This window comes from Stutzerimonas sp. C6.4V (assembly GCF_058536345.1).
This window is the reverse complement of the sequence record NZ_JBZUBM010000001.1, coordinates 3,012,301-3,033,254: the sequence shown is the minus strand read 5'-3', so window position 1 is coordinate 3,033,254 and position 20,954 is coordinate 3,012,301. Positions and strand designations below refer to the sequence as shown.

The following is a 20,954-nucleotide window of genomic DNA, read 5'->3' as shown; positions in this document are numbered from 1 at the left end:
CTTCTCCTTTGAAAAGGAACTACTTGGCGATGATTTCCCCTTCCGGGAGGTCCATGTGGAACTCATCGAAGAAGGGATAGCGGCCCGGTTTGAGCGGATGGATTACGACGAACGAGGTGACGCCCGGCGAAAGCACCTTTTCCACTCGCAGGGGCGTGCTCTCGAACTCGGTCGGGCCGCTGCCGGCATTGATCACGACGATCTTGAAGCGCTGGCGAGCCGGAACTTCGATGGTCGCTGGCTCGAAATGGCCGTCGCGGATGGTCAGCTCAAAGGTCGGTAACCCGGCCTGGGCGCCGCCGGCGAGACCGGCAGCGAGCAGGGCGAGAATGGGGATCAGGACGCGTCGCATGCTGACCTCCGGCTCAATAACCGCCTTTCTTGCCGATGCCGGCGTAGGTGAACTCGTAGTTCAGCGTGCACTGTTCGAACCAGGGCGCGACACCGGTTTCCTTGTCGACGTGGCGGCCGAACATGGCGTGCTCGCCGCCTGGCGGGGCAATGGTGAAGGTCAGCGAATATTTGCCCGGGCCCATCAGCTTGACGTTGTCGCCATAGTGCGGGCCGTCATTGGCAACCATCGGATGGAAGTCGCCCTCGATCTTTTCATCCGAGCCCTTCTTGCTCAGCGCATAGTGGATGTTCAGGTAGGAGACGAAACTGCCTTCCTGCCAGCCGTTGCGGTTGTCTTCGGTAGCGGCGATATCGGCTTCCAGGTGTACGTCGGATTTGGCCGCGTCGAGCATCATCCCGGCGGGCTCCATTTCGACCGGCTGCAGATAGACTGCTCCGACTTCCATGCCACCGCATTGCTGCGGTTCACCAATTGGGTATTCCTTGGCTTGGGCGAGGGGAGCGATCAGTAGCGAAGCGATGGCTAGGGTGGCGGGAATGCGCATGAGGCCTCCGAGAAGGAATGGGTTGGGATGCAGGTAAAGATTCTCACCTGTGAGGCTTAACGATAATGATTCGCGTCAATTTTGAATGAAATAATTTGTAACGTATACCCTCAGGCGCTCGAACCGCCGCGACCCTGATCGCTGCGGACGGCTACTGGCGCGGCCTGGAACCCTCCAGGTGCGTTGCGTTGTCACACCGGCGGACCGCCATTTCCCTCCCACCGACAGCGCACCGCGAAGTGCCGGGTCCAGGTGGTGGCCGGGTGTCGATTAGTGCTGCCAGCAGATCGATAGGGGCCTAACATAGGCGTTTTTGGAGCCAGATTCTTATGCCTCAAGCTGTACTGGACGCCAGAACCGCCCGTGTCCTGCCATGGTTGGTGGCCATCGCGTTCTTTATGCAGACCCTTGATGGCACCATCCTCAACACGGCGCTGCCGGCCATGGCTCGCGACCTGTCCGAAAACCCGCTGCGGATGCAGGGTGTGGTCATTGCCTACATGCTGACCGTGGCGCTGCTGATTCCCGCGTCCGGCTGGTTGGCTGATCGCTTCGGAACCCGGCGGATATTCTTTTCCGCGATCCTGCTGTTCACCCTCGGTTCGTTGCTCTGCGCGATGAGTGCAACCTTCAACCAGTTGGTCATGTCACGCGTGGTGCAGGCGGTCGGGGGCGCCCTGATGCTGCCGGTGGGGCGGCTGGTGGTGCTGCGGGCCTACCCTCGCAGTGAGTTCGTAAGGGTGATGACATTCATCGCGTTGCCCGGCATGGTCGGGCCACTGCTGGGCCCGACCCTCGGTGGCTGGCTGGTTCAGTACGCGTCCTGGCACTGGATCTTCCTGATCAACCTGCCGGTTGGCCTGGTTGGCTGTCTCGCTGCCCTGCGTTTCATGCCGGATCTGAAAAGCGCTGCGCGGATACGCTTCGATACCCTTGGTTTCATATTGTTTGGCGGCGCGATGGTGCTGATCACCATCGCGCTGGAAGGGCTCGGCGAGATGCAGATGCCGCATGCCCGCGTCCTGCTGTTGATGGTCATCGGCAGCGCCTGCCTGGCTGCCTACTGGCTGCGCGCCGGCCATGTGGAAACCCCGCTGTTCAGCCCGTCGTTGTTCCATACACGAAGCTTTGCCGTGGGTATTTTCGGCAATCTGTTCGCGCGCCTGGGCAGTGGCGCGTTGCCCTTCCTGTTGCCATTGCTGCTGCAGGTGGCGCTGGGCTTCTCGCCAGCAGAAGCCGGGATGAGCATGATCCCGCTGGCGGTCGGCGCGATGCTGATAAAGCCTCTGGCGAAACCGCTGATAGACCGGCTCGGCTATCGACGCATCCTGGTTGGCAACACCCTGCTGCTTGGCAGCTTGATCGCCAGCCTGGCGACGGTCGACGGCCAAACCCCAACCGCGGTGCTGCTGGTGCACCTGGGGCTGATCGGCATCGTGAACTCCATGCAATTCACCGCGATGAACACCGTCACCCTGGTGGGACTGAGCAATCAAAACGCCAGCGGCGGGAACAGCCTGCTATCGGTGGTCGTGCAGCTGTCCATGAGTCTTGGGGTGGCCTCGGCCGGTGCGCTGCTGGGAGGCTTCACCCTGCCGGGCGCCGATGGCGGGGCGGTGCTGCGGGCCTTCCACCTGACCTTCCTCTGCATCGGCGCGATGTCGATGCTGGCGGCGACGCTGTTCTTTCAGCTCGACAGCAAACAGACCATGGCCGCCCGGTTGATAGACGACGAGTAAAAACATGGTGCCGAGCCGCAGGCCAGGCCAGACGATCACTCGACGCAGAGTTCGGCGTCTTCGGCTTCTTCTTCGGGGATCTCGTCAGTGACGATCACCCGCGCATGGTGGGTGCTGTCCTCTTCCATGCGGAGGCCGAAGTATCGCGTGTCGTAGGCATCCCAGAACGCCTCGACCTGCGCCATGGTAGCGGCCTCGAGAAGAACCTCCAGGCTGTGTTCCAAGACGATCGTATAGAGTTTTTCGGCAGACATGATTAGCAGGCTCGCGCTCGATTCAGGACGGCGGCTGCGCCATTGCAGCCATGATGTCATTCTGACAGCTGCGCGCGTCGTCGAAGCGCCCGCTCATCGCCTTCCTGGTGTCTCCCGCTGAACGGTTGGTGCTGGCTGGGGTCTGCGGCTGCCCTTTGGATAGGGCAGGGATACCGGTTGGATATGTAAGCTTTGATGACAGGCGCTGATCCTTGCTTACTCTGTACACCCCAGTCTAGACCGCACAGCCTTCGCCCAGCCGCCTGATCAACGCCCTTTGCTGAGCGCCGGCGCCGCTCGAACCTGCTGCCTTTGTTTACCTGTGCAAGTAAACATTATCGACCTGTCATAAGTCGCGACATATCGTTCAGCTTCGGTTGTACATGAAAGCTGTCGAGCAGAAGGAGTTGAAGATGACTGCAATGAGTGTGGCGTGGGCTGTGATGGGGGTTTCGCTGACAGCGGTCTTGGTACTGACGATCCTGCTCTGGGTGCAGTGGCTGAATACCCAGCAACATAAGGCGGAGCTGAGCGTCTTGCGTAGCCTGCTCCAGAGTCTGGGGGAGATCATTCGACGGCTCGAATGCGAAAAGGCCGAACTGAGCGCCGGCCTGCGAGCGGAAAAGGGCCAGCTCGAACAACTCAAGCGGCTTCAGCGTTGACTTATTGCCGGCCTACGGCTGAGCCGCGCCGTTGCGCAATGATGCGCTGTCCAGATCATGCTCGGGTCCGTGAGTACTCCGCCATGCGCATCGATTGTCATCTGCTGTGCATGTCAGCCGGCCATACGCCGGTTTACCGCACCCTTTGCCAGGCCGGCGGCAGGCTCCGATACGCACGGGAACAGGTGGCTTGATCAAACGAAATATCCGGTTTACGCCAATTTGAGCATGAGCATGTCGCAAACAGGCAAATGCGCAGGCCGGTGTATTTGCAGAATCGGCTCCAACCGGCCTCGCCGGGCAAGGCCGCGGTTTTTGAGTTCCACAGAACCGACCCGGCTCCGAGATCACAGGCGCATTGATGCCGCAGGGAGACCACCATGTTCAGCAAGCAAGACCAGATCCAGGGCTACGATGACGAACTGCTGGCAGCAATGAATGCCGAAGAGTCGCGTCAGGAGCGGCATATCGAACTGATCGCTTCGGAAAATTACACCAGCAAGCGAGTGATGGAAGCTCAGGGCAGCGGGCTGACCAACAAGTACGCCGAAGGCTATCCGGGCAAGCGCTACTACGGTGGTTGCGAGCATGTCGACAAGGTCGAGCAGCTGGCTATCGACCGCGCCAAGGAGTTGTTCGGCGCCGATTACGCTAACGTCCAGCCGCATTCTGGCTCCTCCGCCAACAGCGCCGTCTACCTGGCGCTGCTGCAGCCGGGTGACACCCTCTTGGGCATGAGCCTGGCCCACGGCGGTCATCTTACCCACGGCGCCAAGGTCAGTTCGTCCGGCAAGCTGTACAACGCCGTACAGTACGGTATCGATACTGACACCGGCCTGATCGATTACGACGAGGTCGAGCGCCTGGCCGTCGAAAGCAAGCCGAAGATGATCGTCGCGGGCTTCTCGGCCTACTCGAAAACCCTTGATTTCGCCCGTTTCCGTGCCATCGCCGACAAGGTCGGTGCGCTGCTGTTCGTCGACATGGCTCACGTGGCCGGGCTCGTTGCTGCCGGTCTCTACCCCAACCCGATCCCGTTTGCCGATGTGGTCACCACCACCACACACAAGACCCTGCGCGGTCCACGCGGCGGGCTGATCCTGGCCAAAGCCAATCCGGACATCGAGAAGAAGCTCAACGCAGCGGTATTCCCCGGCGCCCAGGGAGGCCCGTTGATGCACGTGATCGCGGGCAAGGCGGTGTGCTTCAAGGAAGCCATGGAGCCGGATTTCAAGGACTACCAGGCCCAGGTCATCAAGAATGCCCAGGCGATGGCCAAGGTATTCGTCGATCGCGGTTTCGACGTGGTCTCTGGCGGCACCGACAACCATCTGTTCCTGGTCAGCCTGATCAAGCAGGGCCTGACCGGTAAGGACGCCGATGCCGCTTTGGGTCGCGCAGGCATCACCGTCAACAAGAACGCCGTACCCAACGACCCGCAGTCGCCCTTCGTGACGTCCGGTCTGCGTATCGGTACACCGGCCATTACTACGCGCGGGCTCAAGGAAGATCAGAGTGTCGAGCTCGCGGGCTGGATTTGCGACATCCTCGATCACCTCGGTGATGACGATGTCGAGGCACAGGTTGCCCGACAAGTCGCTGGGCTGTGCGCCGACTATCCGGTGTACCGCTGATTCGTAGGGTGGAAGGCGCTGTTGCCTTCCACCGCAACTCGGTGGGTCGATAACCGGCGATCCACGCTACGAATCGCATTGCATCACCGCTTCGAGGCGGTCGTTTTTCCAGGAGCATTCGACATGCAACGTTATTCCGGCTTCGGCCTGCTCAAGCATTCATTCAGCCATCACGAAAACTGGCAGCGCATGTGGCGCAACCCCAAGCCCAAGCCGGTCTATGACGTCATTATCGTCGGCGGTGGCGGCCATGGCCTGGCCACGGCCTACTACCTGGCAAAGGAATTCGGCGTCAAGAACGTCGCGGTGATCGAGAAGGGCTGGTTGGGCGGCGGTAATACCGCGCGCAACACCACCATCGTGCGTTCCAACTACCTGTGGGACGAATCGGCACGGCTCTACGAGCACGCCATGAAGCTCTGGGAGGGCCTGTCTCAGGACATCAACTACAACGTCATGTTCTCCCAGCGCGGCGTGTTCAACCTCGGCCACACCCTGCAGGACATGCGCGACATCGAGCGCCGTGTCAGCGCCAACCGCCTCAACGGCATTGATGGTGAAGTGGTGGACGCCAAGCAGGTGGCGGAAATGATCCCCTACCTGGACTGCTCTAAGAACACCCGCTATCCGATTCTCGGCGCGTCTCTACAGCGCCGCGGTGGGGTCGCCCGTCATGATGCGGTGGCCTGGGGCTATGCCCGCGCGGCCGACTCTTTAGGCGTCGACCTGATCCAGCAGACCGAAGTGATCGGTTTCCGTAAGGAAAACGGCGTATGCATCGGCGTGGAAACCACAAAGGGCTTCATCGGCGGCAAGCGCGTCGGAGTGGTCACCGCCGGCAATTCCGGGCATATGGCCAAGCTGGCCGGCTTTCGCCTGCCGCTCGAGTCTCATCCGTTGCAGGCGCTGGTGTCCGAGCCGATCAAGCCGATCATCGACACCGTGATCATGTCCAACGCCGTGCACGGCTACATCAGCCAGTCGGACAAGGGCGACCTTGTCATCGGTGCCGGCATCGACAGTTATGTCGGTTACGGCCAGCGTGGCTCCTACCCCACCATCGAACACACCCTGCAGGCGATCGTCGAGATGTTCCCGATCCTCTCGCGGGTGCGCATGAACCGCCAATGGGGCGGCATCGTCGATACCACACCGGATGCCTGTCCGATCATCGCCAAGACCCCGGTGAAGAACCTGTTCTTCAACTGCGGCTGGGGCACCGGCGGCTTCAAGGCCACGCCCGGTTCGGGGCATGTGTTCGCCGCCAGCCTGGCCAAGGGCGAGATGCACCCGCTGGCCAAGGCGTTCTCGATCGAGCGTTTCCACAACGGCGCGCTTATTGACGAACACGGGGCGGCCGGGGTCGCACACTGATTTTGGCCCCTTCCGCCTAAGGCGGAGGGAGGAAGGTTTTCTGGAGGTACCGACCATGCTGCATATCTTCTGCCCTCATTGTGGCGAATTGCGCTCCGAAGAAGAGTTCCACGCCGGTGGCCAGGCGCACATTCCGCGTCCGCTGGACCCGAACGCCTGCACGGACGAGGAGTGGGGCGATTACCTGTTCTTCCGCGACAACCCGCGCGGCATCCATCACGAATTATGGATACATGCGGCGGGATGCCGTCAGTACTTCAACGTCACCCGTCACACGGTGAGCTACGAAATCCTCGAAACCTACAAGATCGGCGAGCAGCCCAGCGTGACTAAGGCTGTCGACCAGGGAGCAACGGCATGAGCCAGGTCAATCGTCTTTCCCAGGGTGGCCGCATCGACCGCAGCCAGCCCCTGACCTTCACCTTCAACGGCGAGACCTATCAGGGCTTTGCCGGCGATACCCTGGCCGCCGCGCTGCTGGCCAACGGTGTCGATGTGATAGGCCGCAGCTTCAAGTATTCGCGTCCGCGCGGCATCGTCGCCGCCGGTGCCGAAGAGCCCAATGCCGTGTTGCAAATCGGTGGTACCGAGGCGTCACAGATCCCCAACGTACGTGCCACCCAGCAAGCTCTGTACGCAGGCCTGACCGCGAACAGCGTGAACGGATGGCCGAGCGTCAACACGGACCTGATGGGGATTCTTGGCAAGGTCGGCGGGGGCATGATGCCGCCCGGTTTCTATTACAAGACCTTCATGTACCCCCAGAACCTGTGGTTGACCTATGAGAAGTACATTCGCAAGGCTGCAGGCCTCGGCCGCGCGCCCAAGGCGAATGACCCGGACAACTACGATCACCTGAACCAGCACTGCGACGTACTGGTGGTCGGCGCAGGCCCTGCCGGGCTGGCCGCGGCTTTGGCCGCCGGTCGCAGCGGCGCCCGCGTTATCCTGGCCGACGAGCAGGAAGAGTTCGGCGGCAGCCTGCTCAGTACCCGCGAAACGCTAGATGGCAAGCCCGCTGCCGACTGGGCTGCCAGCGTTATCGCCGAACTGAAAAACATGCCGGAAGTGACCCTGCTGCCGCGCTCCACCGTGACCGGCTACCACGACCACAACTTCCTGACCATTCACGAGCGCCGGGCAGACCACCTCGGAGAACTGGCCCCCATGGGCACATTCGGACAGCGAATCGTACGCCAGCGCATGCATCGCGTGCGGGCCAAGCGAGTGGTTCTGGCCACTGGTGCCCACGAACGCCCGTTGGTCTATTCCAACAATGATGTGCCCGGCAACATGATCGCTGATGCGGTGTCCACCTACGTGCGCCGCTACGGCGTGGCACCTGGACGTCAGCTGGTGCTGTCGACCAACAACGATTATGCCTACCGTGCCGTGCTCGACTGGCTGGACGCAGGCCACCGGGTAGTCGCTGTGGCCGATGCACGCAGCAATCCACGCGGTGCCTGGGTCGAGGAAGCACGTCGCCGCGGAGTGCGGGTGCTCGCCGGCAGCGCCGTGGTCGAGGCGCGCGGCAGCAAGCGGGTCACCGGGGCACGCATCTGCGCCATCGATATCGCCAGTCACAAGGTCACCAGCCCGGGCGAGGTAGTCGACTGCGACCTGATTGCCAGCTCCGGCGGCTACAGCCCGGTGGTCCACCTGGCCTCGCACCTGGGCGGTCGTCCGGTCTGGCGCGAAGACATTCTCGCGTTCGTTCCCGGCGAAGGTTTCCAGCAGCGCACCTGCGCTGGTGCGGTGAATGGCGTCTTCGCCCTTGGCGACGCTCTTGCCGACGGCTTCGAAGCCGGTGCCAAGGCTAGCGCCGAGACCGGCTTCCAGGCGGTCACCGGCAACCTGCCGCAGGTTGAACAGCGCGCCGAGGAAGCGACCGTCGGGCTGTTCCTGGTTCCCCATGACAAGCCCACGGAGCGTGCCCCCAAGCAATTCGTCGATTTGCAGAACGACGTTACCGCGGCCGGCATCAAGCTGGCCACCCATGAAGGCTTCGAGTCGGTCGAGCACGTAAAGCGCTACACCGCGCTGGGCTTCGGTACCGACCAGGGCAAGCTCGGCAACATCAATGGCCTGGCGATCGCGGCCCACTCGATGGGCATCGGCATCGCCGAAATGGGCACCACGATGTTCCGCCCGAACTACACCCCGGTTACTTTCGGCGCCGTCGCCGGTCGTCATTGCGGCGAGCTGTTCGAGCCCAAGCGTTACACTGCGTTGCAGGCCTGGCACCTGGAGAATGGCGCCGAATTCGAGGACGTCGGCCAGTGGAAGCGCCCCTGGTATTTCCCCAAGAAGGGCGAGGACCTGCATGCCGCCGTGGCCCGCGAGTGCCTGGCAGTGCGCAATGCGGTCGGCATCCTCGATGCCTCGACCCTGGGCAAGATCGATATTCAGGGCCCGGATGCGCGCGAGTTTCTCAACCGCGTCTACACCAACGCCTGGACCAAGCTGGACGTAGGCAAGGCGCGCTACGGCCTGATGTGCAAGGAAGACGGCATGGTCTTCGACGACGGGGTGACTGCGTGCCTGGCCGACAACCATTTCCTGATGACCACCACCACCGGCGGCGCTGCACGGGTGATGGAATGGCTGGAGATCTACCACCAGACCGAGTGGCCGGAGCTGAAGGTGTACTTCACCTCGGTCACCGATCACTGGGCAACCATGACCCTGTCCGGCCCCAACAGCCGCAAGTTGCTGGCCGAGGTTACCGACATCGATCTGGACAAGGAGGCCTTCCCTTTCATGACCTGGAAGGAAGGCGAAGTCGGCGGTGTACCGGCGCGGGTGTTCCGAATCTCCTTCACCGGCGAGCTGAGTTATGAGGTCAACGTACAGGCCGACTACGCACTGGGCGTGTGGAAGCAGATCATCGAGGCGGGCAAGAAGCACGGCCTGACGCCTTACGGCACCGAGACCATGCACGTCCTGCGAGCAGAGAAGGGCTTCATCATCGTTGGCCAGGACACCGACGGATCCGTGACACCGGACGATCTGAACATGGGCTGGTGCGTTGGCCGCAACAAGCCATTCTCCTGGATAGGCTGGCGCGGTATGAACCGCGAGGATTGTCTCAAGGAAAACCGCAAGCAGCTGGTGGGCCTCAAGCCGCTGGACCCGAAAAAGGTCCTGCCTGAAGGTGCGCAGCTGGTATTCGACCCCAAGCAGCCGATTCCGATGACCATGGTGGGCCACGTGACCTCCAGCTACATGAGCGCGGCGATGGGTTATTCCTTCGCCATGGCGCTGGTCAAGGGCGGCCTCAAGCGCATCGGAGAGCGTGTGTATGCACCGCTGGTCGATGGCAGCGTGATAGAGGCCGAAATCGTCAGCTCGGTGTTCTATGACCCGAAAGGCGAACGGCAGAACGTGTGAGGTGAGCGTGAGGCGGGCACACCACCTCACTCTCGGTAGACCCAGAATTTATTGGCGCCCAGCGGCGCCAGGCAGGTAAACCATGACCGCAGTGAACGTCTACAAACAACGCCCGGACAACATCCAGGGACAGTCGCCGTTGCACCACGCAGGCCTCGCCGAGCTGGTCGGCAAAGGCCGTGCCGGCGCCGGTGTCACCCTGCGTGAAAAGAAGCTGCGCGGTCACCTGACCCTGCGCGGCGATGCCCACGACCCGGCCTTCGCCAGGGGCGTACAGGATGTGCTTGGCCTGTCATTGCCGGTCGCGCTGACGCTGACGGCTAACGGCGAGACATCCCTGCAATGGATGGGGCCGGACGAGTGGCTCCTGATCGTGCCGCAGGGCGAGGAGTTTGCCACCGAACAACGGTTGCGCGAGGCTCTGGCCGGACAGCACATCCAGATCGTCAATGTCAGCGGCGGGCAAACCCTGCTCGAGCTCTCTGGAGAAAAGGTTCGCGAGTTGCTGATGAAATCGACGCCCTACGACGTGCATCCAAGCAACTTCCCGGTGGGCAAGGCGGTGGGTACACATTTCGCCAAGAGCCAACTGATCATCCGTCACACTGCCGAAGATGTCTGGGAGCTGGTGGTACGCCGCAGCTTCGCCGACTACATCTGGCTCTGGCTGCAGGATGCCAGTGCCGAGTACGGCCTGGCGATAGAGGCCTGAGCGACACATGACGGTCTGTGTTCCCCGGAAGCAGGCTGTTCGTAGGCGCATGAACCGCTTCCATCCGTCCGGGGTGGTTGGAAGCGGCCGCGACCTGTCGATGGATTGAGCGGCGCACAGGCGCCAACCAACGCTGTTTGCGCAGCATTCGGAGAACACCATGAGCCGCACGCCTGATACCTGGATCCTCACTGCAAGCAGCCCGAGCGTGCTCGGTACCGTCGATGTGGTGACTCGCTATCTGTTCGAGCAGGGTTGCTACGTGACCGAGCACCACAGCTTCGACGACCGGCTGGTCAGCCGTTTCTTCATCCGCGTCGAGTTCCGTGCGCCGGATGGCTTTGACGAGACCAATTTCCGTGCAGGTCTGATTGACCGTGCGGCACCCTTCGAGATGCATACCGAGCTGACGCCGCCGGGCTACCGCGCAAAGGTAGTGATCATGGTGTCCAAATCGGATCACTGTCTGAACGACCTGCTCTACCGCCAACGCATTGGGCAGTTGCCCATGGACGTCGCTGCGGTGGTGTCCAATCACCCCGATCTTGAGCCGCTTGCCCGTTGGCATGCCATTCCCTACCACCACTTCCCGCTCGACCCTCAAGACAAGCCGGCGCAGGAGCGCAAGGTTTTGCAGGTAATCGAGGACAGTGGCGCGGAGCTCGTGATCCTGGCGCGCTATATGCAAGTGCTGTCGCCCGAGCTGTGCCGAACACTTGATGGCCGGGCGATCAACATTCACCACTCGCTGTTGCCCGGCTTCAAGGGCGCCAAGCCGTACCACCAGGCGTACCAGAAAGGCGTCAAGCTGGTCGGCGCGACCGCGCATTTCATCAACAACGATCTCGACGAGGGCCCGATCATTGCGCAGGGCGTCGAGCCGGTGGACCACACCCACTATCCTGAAGACCTGATCGCCAAAGGCCGCGACATCGAGTGCCTGACCCTGGCCAAGGCGGTCGGCTATTTCCTCGAACGCCGGGTATTCCTGCACGCCAACCGAACGGTGGTGTTGTAGGTCCCGGCCGCAATTCATAGCTCCCCTACAAGCCCGCGCGGCCTCCCGTCGCGCCTTGTATTCACAAAAACAAAGGAGAAAGGCAGATGGCTGACAATCGTGGCGTCGTTTACCTCGGCGCAGGCAAGGTCGAAGTCCAGAAAATCGACTATCCGAAGATGCAGGACCCTCGCGGGCGCAAGATCGAGCACGGTGTGATCCTGCGCGTCGTTTCCACCAACATCTGCGGCTCGGACCAGCACATGGTGCGCGGCCGCACCACCGCCCAGGTCGGCCTGGTGCTCGGTCACGAGATCACCGGGGAAGTCATCGAGAAGGGCAGCGATGTCGAGCACCTGCAGATAGGCGACCTGGTCTCTGTACCGTTCAACGTCGCTTGCGGCCGTTGCCGTTCCTGTAAGGAACAGCACACGGGTGTCTGCCTGACCGTCAACCCGGCGCGTGCCGGCGGTGCCTATGGCTACGTCGACATGGGCGACTGGACCGGTGGCCAGGCTGAATACGTGCTGGTGCCCTATGCCGATTTCAACCTGCTCAAGCTACCCAACCGCGACAAGGCGATGGAGAAGATCCGCGACCTCACCTGCCTGTCGGACATCCTGCCCACCGGCTACCACGGCGCGGTGACGGCCGGTGTCGGTCCGGGCAGCTCGGTTTACATCGCAGGCGCCGGTCCGGTCGGCCTTGCCGCCGCTGCCTCCGCACGCCTGCTCGGCGCCGCGGTGGTGATCATTGGTGACCTCAACCCGGCCCGTCTGGCCCACGCCAAGGCGCAGGGTTTCGAGATCGCCGACCTGTCGCTGGATACCCCGCTGCACGAGCAGATCGCTGCCCTGCTGGGCGAGCCGGAAGTCGATTGCGCGGTTGACTGCGTGGGCTTCGAGGCACGTGGCCATGGTCATGAAGGCGCCAAGCACGAGGCTCCGGCCACTGTGCTCAACTCGCTGATGGGCGTGGTTCGGGTCGCGGGTAAGATCGGTATTCCCGGTCTATACGTAACCGAAGACCCGGGTGCTGTGGACGCGGCGGCCAAAATGGGCAGCCTGAGCATTCGCTTTGGTCTGGGCTGGGCCAAATCCCATAGCTTCCACACCGGCCAGACGCCAGTGATGAAATACAACCGTGCCCTGATGCAGGCCATCATGTGGGATCGCATCAATATCGCTGAGGTGGTCGGCGTGCAGGTGATCAGCCTGGACCAGGCGCCCCAGGGCTACGGCGAGTTCGATGCTGGCGTGCCGAAGAAATTCGTCATCGATCCGCACAAGATGTTCAGCGCTGCGTGACGATTCACCTGGACCGCTAGATGGTCTTGTGAAACTCGGGGGCCCTGCTGGGTTCCCGGTTTCTGTGCGACACAAGACATAGAGGTCACTTGTCATTGGGCCTGTAGTAAACCCCCAACTTCCGTAACCCGGCTGGCGGCCACGCGCTAGGGTAAGCCGTGGCAGGCTACTGGAAGCGGGACTAACAGCTCTGTGATTGGCTGGACAGAGCTGACAGCTGTTCCGAGTCGCCGTGAGCAAATCGATGGCTGGGTGATTCAGGCGCGCCGCCGCGAAATAGCTAGACCAGGCGTCCGTGATGCCTGCCAGAGCGGGCGTCTCCCGTCAGTCGGTTTGACAGGTGAAGCGAGCGATCGAGCTCTGGCGGGCTGAGGGTGGTAACACGATGAAGACATCCTTCGAAAGTGTGCTCAAACGCAAAAACCTCGCGCATATGGAGCGAGCTCGTCGGGCCGGGCTGACCGTTTCTACCCGCCGTGTGTCGTTCATCCTGCGCGAGAACTTTTCGCTGATGGCCTTTACCGGCGCGGTCGATGCGCTTGTCACGGCGAACCTGATGAGCGCTGCGCCGTTGTTTGACGTTCAGGTAGTTGGCGGCACTGATGGGCTCGCTGTCAGCGATGTGGGGATTTCCATTTCGACCGACTGCTCCCTTGCGGATCTCCGGGAGCGAGAGCAAGACATCCTTGTGGTATGCGGTGGATTTCGAGTGCGGATGGAAAGTGATCCACTGCTCCGGTCGAAGTTGCGTTCAGCCGACACGGCAGGCGCGATGCTAGGGGGACTCTGGAACGGTATGTATTTTCTCGCCGATGCGGGATTGATGGATGGCTATGAGTGTGCATTCCACCCGGACGGCAGAGCGCTCATGGGTGAGCTATTTCCCAAGGTGAGAGTCAGTCGAAACGCGCATACATTGGATCGGGATCGCATAAGTTGCGCCGGCGCAAACAGCTCGCTCGACATGATGCTGGAGGTCGTCAGGACGATTGCTGGGGGCGAGCTTCTGAGCGCCGTGGACGAGGTGCTTAGCTGCGACAAGCGGAAGGATGTGGTGGATGTTTCTGTCGTGTCCATCGACTTCGATCCCACATTGCCGACTCCGTTGAAAGCTGCACTCGAACTGATGCACAACAACATCGAAGAGCCGATATCGATCGGAGACATCGCCGGATACGTGGGCATTTCTCGCCGACAACTGGAACGGCTGTTCTGCCGCTACGTAGATGCCACACCGCCCCGGTACTACATGGAGCTCAGACTCACCCATGCACGACAGCTGCTGCAATACACGAACAAGACCCTGACGGACATATCGGTGGCCAGCGGTTTTGTAACGCTGTCGCATTTCCACCACCGGTTCCGGGACGTGTTTGACATTGCGCCCAATACCTTCCGAGCACGGGCTCGAGCAGGGCATGTTCCGGCCGCCTCAGCATCAACGGACGCGACTCGACCAAGGGTGGATGCTTAGCAGAGGAGCGACGGCTCGCAGCCAGCATGGCTAAGCGTGGCACCTTCTAAAGCAATATACATGGATCTCCGGCCTGGCGATCGCACCCGGATGCAGGGGCGGCGGGGCAGCTGGGACTGGGTCGCGACACTCTTATGCTGAGCGGCGGCACCGGGGCTTTGGTTTGATCGGGCTCAATCGGATTGAGCGTGCCAACAAGCTGGAACCCAGGCACCTTTGCTCTGATCATGCCACCTTGAAACGGCCCACCAGTTGCTGCTGGCGGTCAGCCAGTCTCGCCAGTTCCAGGCTGGTAGTTGCCGTCTGCTCTGCACCAGCGCTGACCTTTATGGCCACATCGTTGATCTCGACGACGTTGCGGTTGATATCCTCCGCTACCGCGCTTTGTTCCTCCGCAGCTGTGGCTATCTGGACATTGCGATCGCTGATACCCGCGACCCCATCGGCGATCTGCGCAAGCCAGGGGAAATGTCCGACACAAGCGAGAACCGGTGAGTCCAGGAGCGCCGATGCATACCCCCGGCGGCCTGGGTGCAGGCTTTCGCTGTCATCCCTGGCGAGGTTCCGGTAGCTTGCTCGGTGGGCTCGGACGGAGTAGATGCGAGGATCAAACACAAGGAATGGCAGGCTAAGGGATCGTGACGCGCCCGCTTTTCCCCGCCTCTCGATACCGGGCCTCCAATACCTCGGCTAGGCGATGTTTGGCCTGGTCTTCGCCGTGGATCAGCCGGATTTCGACTGGCCACTCCTTCATCCGGGTGACGAAACCGACGAGATCAGCCTGGTCGGCGTGCGCTGAGTAGCCGCCAACGCTGTCGATGCCGGCCCGTATGTCGATGCGTTGGCCTTCCAGATCGACAAACCCCCCTTCCGGCCCGTGGGTCTGGATGTCGCGTCCCGGCGTGCCCTTGCCCTGGTAGCCCACAAACACGACATGGTGGCGAGGATCGCCAAGCATGGCCTTCAGATAGTTGACGATCCGCCCGCCTGAACACATGCCATTACCGGCGATGACAATAGCGGGCCTTGGCGTTTTGGCGAGGTGGTCGACGATTCGCATGTGCTCGTCGTGGCTGTCGACGGTGATGAGTTGCTTGAAGGACAGCGGCTTACGTCCTTCTTCCAGGCGGTGCCGGGCGTCTTCATCCCAGAAACCCTGCAATTCCTTGTAGGTCTTGGTAAACCGCTCGGCAAGGGGCGAGTCGAGAATGATCGGTATTTGTGGCCAGTCGATATCGGCAGCGCCGTTTTCGTTGCGGGCCGTAGGTTCTGGGGCAGTGCCAGATGCGCCGGCCGATTCGCTTTTCTCGTGAAGGATTTCTTCCAGTTCATAGAGCAGCTCTTGCGTTCGACCAATGCTGAACGACGGAATGAGCACAGCGCCCTGGTCAGTAAGCGCGCGTTCAATGACAGCCTGCAAACGCTCGCGTCGGTGCGCACGGTCCTCGTGACGACGGTCACCGTAGGTGCTTTCAAGAACAAGCAGGTCCGCCCGTTCCGGCGGAACGAGATCAGGCAAGATCGGGGAATGAGGCGCACCCAGATCGCCGCTGAATACGACGCGCTCGTTCCCTCCGTCGGGTGCGCTGAGGTCCAGCTCGACATAGGCCGAGCCCAGCACATGCCCAGCCGGTTGCAGCCGAACCTTCCAGTGGGCCGCATCGGTTTCCTGCAGGGTGAACCAGTTGCGATACGGCAAGGCGATGATGCGTTGCTCCACGATCTTCAGGTAGCGCTCCAGTTGCGACTGATCCCGGCTGATGGACAGGCGGAACGCATCTTCGAGCACAATCGGCAACAGTCGGGCTGAGGGCTCGCTGCAGAGGATCGGTCCCTCGAATCCTGCAGCCAGCAGGTTGGGAATACGTCCGACGTGGTCGATGTGTACATGGGTCACGATCAGCGCCTTGATGCCTTCGATCGAGAAATCGAGGTCGAGCTCGTCGTCGGCGTGCCCTTCGTCTCCTCCCTGGAACTGCCCACAGTCGATAAGGAGACTGTGAGTATCATCCATCCACAGTTGATGGCATGAACCTGTCACGCCCTCGCGAGCGCCGTGGTGTACGAGTCTGGGATGTTTCATCGGCTGTCCTTGATTGGCACGGTTGCGCTGGCATGTTCAATAGGGGGAGGGAACAGGGGCGCTCTCTTGTAAATTCAGGCAACGTGCAGAGCGGCATAGTTTCCAGCGGGTGCCTTTACGCGACGATTCGAGCTATAGCCATATCGAGGCCTGCCGTTCGCTGGGCATCGTGGATTCGGCATTGCGCCGCCGGGTGAACAGCTGCAAGAGGAGCGCCAGGGCGTTACGCCCAAGAGCAAGGCGTTGACACCAGGCGAGGCCCGGCTGGCGCAAGAAGCATGCTGGCATGCTGCGCGAGGGCGGCATGGAGGTTTGCCGTTTCCGTGTGCGTCGGTTGATGCGTGAGCTGGGCCTTGTCAGCAAGCAACCGGGGTCGCACTTACAAGCAGGCCACAGCTGAGCGCCCGGATATCCCGAATCGGTTTAACCACGAGTCGCAGTCCAGCGCCGGAACCAGGTCTGGTGCGGCGAAGTTGCCTACGTCTGGGCACGAGGTTGCTGGCTTCACCTGGCTGCGGTGCTGGATCTGTACACACTAGGGACGATTGGCTGGGCATTTCCCACGAAGCCGGGTGCCGAGCTAGTGATTAAGATTCTCGATATGGCTTACGAACAACGCGGCCGGCCGCAGCAGGTGCTAATCCATTCGGATCAGGGCAGCCGGTAGGCAAGTCGCCTCTTCCGGCAACGATTATGGCGCTATCGGATGCAGCAGAGCATGAGCCGCCGAGGGAATCGCAGGGACAACTCGCCGATGGAGCGTTTGTTCCGCAGTCTGAAGACTGAATGGATCCCGGCAACTGGTTATCTGACAGCTCTACAAGCCCAGCGGGACATCAGCCACTACCTGATGCACCGCTACAACTGGATCAGGCCCCCTCAATTCAATGACGGGCTCCCGCCTGCGGTAGCAGAAGAAAAACTAAGCCCACTGTCCGGGATGGGTTGACCACTACACAGGGAGGCGGGAATCACCGTGCGGAAGTAGAAGGTTCCGTGGCGGTTCCGGGTGAGGTAGTTAGGGGCGAGTTTCATCCTGGACACATGCTGATGCCCCACGCGGATGTGACTACTCGATGTCACACCTGCCGAAAACCGCAGGCCCAGACAGCACAAAGCCCCGGAATACGGGGCTCTGCGCTTGAAGTGTGGAGCCAGGGGAGTGGTCAACCGCAACTTCTTTCCCCTCCAAGGGCGCATAAAACCTGGCCCTTCAGGCTTACCACCAGCGCAGCAGTGTCACACCCGAGCGGGGCATGTTCATGGTCGAGACCGTAATTTATGTCGCAGCAGGCAAAAGGAGAAGCGGAAGGCTGTACTGCATCAATGATTTCGCTGGGTTAAGAATTGTGATGGCCTGTGGCTACCATCTATCATGGTTTCTCGCTCAAGGATGAGCAGGGGTTGCCCTGTCCGCCGAGCGCCCATCACACGGCCACGATAGCCGGCGTGCTTACCCCTCAGAGTATTCTTAAGGAAGTTTCATGCTCCGTTTTCTTGCTGTTTCGTTTTGTGCGGCTGTTCTTGTTGGCTGCGCCTCTCCGTCACAACCGGTCAATATGACTGTGTCCAGCGCGCAAGCTACGGCCAACGAATATGACGCCCAGCTTCAAAATAATGTTCAGCTTTCTGAAGTTAATGGTGGCGAGAAAACCAATCCGCTATGGACTTCAGAGATCGATGGCCCTGACTTCCGGATCGCACTTCAGCAGTCGCTTGAATATGCCAATTTACTTGGTGATGCCTCTGCGCCTTATTCCTTGCGTGCAAATCTACTGCGTGTTGATCAGCCGTTGTTTGGGCTGGACTTCCAAGTTACCAGTGAGGTTGAGTATACGTTGACCGAAACAGCAAGTGGTAAGGTGGTGCTCCGTGAAATGGTCCGCGCTCCTTATACGGCGGGAGTAAGCGATTCACTTGTCGCTATTAAACGACTGCGCTTAGCAAATGAGGGTTCGGCGCGGGAAAATATCAATGTGTTTCTTCAGCGTCTCGGTGATCTGAAGATAGACGCCAATCAGGTGTCGTTGCAGAAATAAGTCAATTGGAGCTGCTGGTAGGCATCGCTCTTCGGTGATGCCTCAGTTAAACGAGGCGGAGTTTTTTAATGAAAGCGTGCGGGAGCGAGCCGGCGCTAAGGTTAATCTTGTAGTCCTTTGACTCGACGCTCTGGTTTGAGCGGCGCTTGCCGTCGAAATGAAAAGCCCGCACGTAGGCGGGCTTACCATTTCGATAAAGGCGCTAACTCAAAAGGTGTACTTCTTATCGAGCTTGCGCTTCTCAAGAGTGTAGCGCGCTACGTCGATCTCGCCGGTTTGAAGGCGCTCGTCTAGAGCGTTCTGCTCTTTCTGTTGCAGACGGTTCACATGTGCCTTTGTGGCTGTGTAATTGATCGACTGTGCAGCCCCATGACCGCTAATCGGGTCCCAGAGGATCGACAGCGGCCAGAAAAGCAAATTGGCAACGCCAAGGCCGTACTCGCGGCCGTAGAAGGAACCTCCCCCAGGAAGCAGGCCAAGTACAGCGGCTGTTCCGGGGTTCTTCTCCTCGACAGCCAGCCCGTTCGCTTCGTAATGGCGAAGCTCAGCTTTCTGATGAGTATTTAAGCCACTGGCGCAGCCAGTACAAACAGCGACCAATCCAAGTGTCAACATCAAGCGATGCGCCTTCATGCGCTTACTCCCTTGTAATCCAAGCATGTTCATAGAGCCGCACAATGATAGCACTCGGCCATGAGGCAGTGGAGGTTTCGCTTCTTTTAGACATTCTTTCTATTCACTGCTGCGCTGCAAGCCCGTTCGGGCCGTTTTTGAGGTGCGGACTGTTGTTTTGGATGGTAGTAGTGACCTGTCATATATCGCGTCGCTGTGAGGCTTGCTCGCGCTTCAGTAGGGAAGGTTATTGCGCCTCGTACGAACCCAGGAAAAGTCTGGCCATCCGGCGTACAGATATGGGTTGCCTGAAACGAACCGCTGGATGGTTGAATATCTTTCCTGCCCGCCCCGCGTTGTCTCGTTTGTTGATCTGTGTGCACCACTGCCGGTCGTGGTGCCACGCATGCGCGAAGCTCTATCGAAGATCGAATCGAAGTGCACAGCATGCTGCCGAGCACGCTTTGTGCCAGCCTTTCGCTATCAGTTCGTAGCGACCGCCGAACCTCCCGCTTTCCGTTGACGGGCGGGCGCAGGGAGGCGGGTATCACCATGCGGAAGTAGAAGGTTCCGTGGCGGTTCCGGGTGAGGTAGTTAGGGGCGAGTTTGATCTTGGGCACCTGCTGATGCCGCGCGGATGTGTCTACACGATGTAACACCTGCCGAAAACGGCAGGCTCAGACAGCACAAAGCCCCGGAGTACGGGGCTTTGTGCTTGAAATGGTGGGCCGGGCACCGGGCTTAAGAAGCGAGTATTTGTCGCGCAGGTGAGGCCTGTCCTGGAGCAGGCGTGCCACGTCGAAGCCGACGCTGTCCTTGGCTTTGCGCCAACTGACATAGCCGTTGGTGAACTCGGCCCGCGTTGCCTCGCCCATCGCTTGTTGCTGCATCTGCTTGAGCTGAGCCTCGCGCGCATGCTTTTTATCGATGAACTGACGCAGGGCCTTGAGCTCGACGTAAGCAGCGGTCAGCCCCGGATTGTCCCTGAAGTCCACCGTCTGGCCGTCGTCTTCGGGATACAGGCAGCGCAGGGCAGTTTCAGCCGAGGCCGTCCCATCAGCGGGTGGTGGCGTGTCGGTTTCTACGTATGTCCAAAACGTGCGTTCCAGCTCGATAAGCCGAGCGATCATTTCCTCGTCGCGCTCGATGCGATGGATTTCCAAGTGCTGGCCACCGAGCACAACCGCGACATCCCCGGCTTGCTTGCCGGTGACAGCGAGCTGGTGCATCACCTGCAACTGCACATATTCGGGCACGCCTTCTTTCCAGAGGCGCGCCCCGTTTATGCCGGCTGTCTTGCATTCGAGGATCTGCACATCGTCGGCGCCGATCACCTCGCGGTCGATGTTGGCCAGCATCCAGGACATCTCCGGGTCGGGGTGCTGCAGCACGGCGTTCACACGGCGGACCTTGTTGCCAGTGCGCTTGCCGTAATGCCAGGCCACGATGGGTTCCAACACGTTGCCCCAGTACATCGGGCTTTCGTCATCGTCGGGGTCGGTTTTCGGCAATCCAGTGTCACGCCCGGTCTTCTCCAGCCACAGTTCCAGCTGCGACTTGTAGGGGTTGAGGCCAACGGCGGCTGCGGCATCCGAGCTACCGATGCCGCGTTTGCGCACCTCCAGCCACTCTTCGCGTGGCAGTTCCTTGGTACTGATCAGTCGCAGGGCTGAACGGGGTTTGCTGGCGTTTCGGTTCAAGGAGGTTGTGGTCATGTGGTCACCTTGCAGGCGTAAAAAAGCCCGATAAGCAGCGAAGCTGACTGGGCGATACGATTG

18 protein-coding genes and 2 pseudogenes are annotated in these 20,954 nt (G+C 60.7%); 12 read left to right on the top strand and 8 right to left on the bottom strand.

Annotation, left to right across the window (positions count from 1 at the left end; translation table 11 throughout):
- Positions 1-19: 19 nt before the first annotated feature.
- On the bottom strand, positions 20-352 hold the full coding sequence (locus AC4LFW_RS14260) for a cupredoxin domain-containing protein (protein WP_491819728.1): 333 nt from the start codon (positions 350-352) through the stop codon (positions 20-22).
- 13 nt (positions 353-365) lie between these two features.
- Positions 366-899 (bottom strand): iron transporter, encoded by a 534-nt coding sequence (locus AC4LFW_RS14255; protein WP_491819727.1) that lies wholly within the window; start codon positions 897-899, stop codon positions 366-368.
- Between the two features lie 329 nt (positions 900-1,228).
- Here AC4LFW_RS14255 and mdtD point away from each other — a divergent pair, with 329 nt between their 5' ends.
- Positions 1,229-2,638: a multidrug transporter subunit MdtD gene (gene mdtD, locus AC4LFW_RS14250; RefSeq protein ID WP_491819726.1), complete on the top strand. Its 1,410-nt coding sequence runs from the start codon at positions 1,229-1,231 to the stop codon at positions 2,636-2,638.
- Positions 2,639-2,673: 35 nt separating this feature from the next.
- Here the strand turns inward: mdtD and AC4LFW_RS14245 are convergent, their stop codons facing one another.
- Positions 2,674-2,892 (bottom strand): hypothetical protein, encoded by a 219-nt coding sequence (locus AC4LFW_RS14245; protein ID WP_491819725.1) that lies wholly within the window; start codon positions 2,890-2,892, stop codon positions 2,674-2,676.
- Between the two features lie 413 nt (positions 2,893-3,305).
- Between AC4LFW_RS14245 and AC4LFW_RS14240 the strand changes: the two genes are divergently transcribed.
- The 9 genes from AC4LFW_RS14240 (at position 3,306) to AC4LFW_RS14200 (ending at position 14,442) form a co-directional block, all read left to right on the top strand.
- Complete coding sequence (locus tag AC4LFW_RS14240) at positions 3,306-3,554, top strand: hypothetical protein (RefSeq protein WP_491819724.1); 249 nt, start codon at positions 3,306-3,308, stop codon at positions 3,552-3,554.
- Positions 3,555-3,934: 380 nt separating this feature from the next.
- Entirely contained in the window at positions 3,935-5,188 is a 1,254-nt protein-coding gene (gene glyA / locus AC4LFW_RS14235; RefSeq protein ID WP_491819723.1) for a serine hydroxymethyltransferase, read from the top strand.
- A gap of 123 nt (positions 5,189-5,311) precedes the next feature.
- Entirely contained in the window at positions 5,312-6,562 is a 1,251-nt protein-coding gene (locus tag AC4LFW_RS14230; protein WP_491819722.1) for a sarcosine oxidase subunit beta family protein, read from the top strand.
- Between the two features lie 55 nt (positions 6,563-6,617).
- Positions 6,618-6,923 (top strand): sarcosine oxidase subunit delta, encoded by a 306-nt coding sequence (locus tag AC4LFW_RS14225; protein ID WP_491819721.1) that lies wholly within the window; start codon positions 6,618-6,620, stop codon positions 6,921-6,923.
- Positions 6,920-9,952, top strand: coding sequence for a sarcosine oxidase subunit alpha (locus AC4LFW_RS14220; protein ID WP_491819720.1), 3,033 nt, complete (start codon positions 6,920-6,922; stop codon positions 9,950-9,952). Before AC4LFW_RS14225 ends, AC4LFW_RS14220 begins: the two co-directional genes overlap by 4 nt.
- An 82-nt stretch (positions 9,953-10,034) precedes the next feature.
- Positions 10,035-10,664, top strand: a complete 630-nt coding sequence (locus tag AC4LFW_RS14215; RefSeq protein WP_491819719.1) for a sarcosine oxidase subunit gamma — start codon at positions 10,035-10,037, stop codon at positions 10,662-10,664.
- Between the two features lie 160 nt (positions 10,665-10,824).
- A complete protein-coding gene (gene purU / locus AC4LFW_RS14210) occupies positions 10,825-11,682 on the top strand; it encodes a formyltetrahydrofolate deformylase (RefSeq protein WP_491819718.1) in 858 nt (285 codons plus the stop codon).
- An 86-nt stretch (positions 11,683-11,768) separates the two neighbouring features.
- Positions 11,769-12,968, top strand: a complete 1,200-nt coding sequence (gene fdhA, locus AC4LFW_RS14205; protein WP_491819717.1) for a formaldehyde dehydrogenase, glutathione-independent — start codon at positions 11,769-11,771, stop codon at positions 12,966-12,968.
- Positions 12,969-13,353: 385 nt separating this feature from the next.
- Positions 13,354-14,442, top strand: a complete 1,089-nt coding sequence (locus AC4LFW_RS14200) for a GlxA family transcriptional regulator (protein WP_491819715.1) — start codon at positions 13,354-13,356, stop codon at positions 14,440-14,442.
- Between the two features lie 225 nt (positions 14,443-14,667).
- Here AC4LFW_RS14200 and AC4LFW_RS14195 read toward each other — a convergent pair.
- Both AC4LFW_RS14195 and AC4LFW_RS14190 read right to left on the bottom strand, forming a co-directional pair.
- Positions 14,668-14,901 (bottom strand): annotated as a pseudogene (locus AC4LFW_RS14195) (chemotaxis protein); the annotation flags it as partial.
- A gap of 169 nt (positions 14,902-15,070) precedes the next feature.
- Positions 15,071-16,525, bottom strand: coding sequence for an MBL fold metallo-hydrolase RNA specificity domain-containing protein (locus AC4LFW_RS14190; protein WP_491819713.1), 1,455 nt, complete (start codon positions 16,523-16,525; stop codon positions 15,071-15,073).
- Positions 16,526-16,779: 254 nt separating this feature from the next.
- On the opposite strand from AC4LFW_RS14190, the pseudogene AC4LFW_RS14185 reads away from it, so the two are divergent.
- A pseudogene (locus tag AC4LFW_RS14185) lies at positions 16,780-17,474 on the top strand (IS3 family transposase); the annotation flags it as partial.
- 535 nt (positions 17,475-18,009) lie between these two features.
- Positions 18,010-18,564 carry a hypothetical protein gene (locus AC4LFW_RS14180; protein WP_491819711.1) on the top strand — a complete coding sequence of 185 codons (555 nt, stop codon included), beginning with the start codon at positions 18,010-18,012 and terminating at the stop codon, positions 18,562-18,564.
- 207 nt (positions 18,565-18,771) lie between these two features.
- Here the strand turns inward: AC4LFW_RS14180 and AC4LFW_RS14175 are convergent, their stop codons facing one another.
- The 3 genes from AC4LFW_RS14175 to AC4LFW_RS14165 form a co-directional block, all read right to left on the bottom strand.
- Positions 18,772-19,197: a hypothetical protein gene (locus AC4LFW_RS14175; protein ID WP_491819709.1), complete on the bottom strand. Its 426-nt coding sequence runs from the start codon at positions 19,195-19,197 to the stop codon at positions 18,772-18,774.
- 86 nt (positions 19,198-19,283) lie between these two features.
- A complete protein-coding gene (locus tag AC4LFW_RS14170) occupies positions 19,284-19,730 on the bottom strand; it encodes a hypothetical protein (RefSeq protein ID WP_491820238.1) in 447 nt (148 codons plus the stop codon).
- A 123-nt stretch (positions 19,731-19,853) separates the two neighbouring features.
- Positions 19,854-20,891 carry a YqaJ viral recombinase family nuclease gene (locus AC4LFW_RS14165; protein WP_491819708.1) on the bottom strand — a complete coding sequence of 346 codons (1,038 nt, stop codon included), beginning with the start codon at positions 20,889-20,891 and terminating at the stop codon, positions 19,854-19,856.
- Positions 20,892-20,954 lie beyond the last annotated feature (63 nt).